Below are 217 nucleotides of genomic sequence, written 5' to 3'. Positions count from 1 at the left end.
TTCCTGCTGGTCCACGCCGGGGTAGCACTCGATGCTGAGCACGCATTTCCCGGTGCCGCAGGCATCGCCCAGGGCCCGGGCAATGGCACCGGCCCCTTCATACACCCGGGCGTCTGGGGCGGCAACTGGATGAAGGACCATTTTGAACTGCCGGAAAACGGCAGCAACTATGCCTGGAGTTTTGACGGCGTACCCGAAGAAAACAGCCTGCTACTGG

1 pseudogene is annotated in these 217 nt (G+C 62.2%); it reads left to right on the top strand.

Features of this window, described 5'->3' with window-relative positions:
* Positions 1–217: pseudogene (locus H6B10_RS17550) on the top strand (hypothetical protein); the annotation flags it as partial.

Source organism: Gemmiger formicilis (genome assembly GCF_016901605.1).
In the GTDB taxonomy this organism is placed as follows: domain Bacteria; phylum Bacillota; class Clostridia; order Oscillospirales; family Ruminococcaceae; genus Gemmiger; species Gemmiger formicilis_B.
The sequence above is the reverse complement of the archived record's forward strand: the minus strand, read 5'-3'. Positions and strand labels throughout refer to the sequence as shown.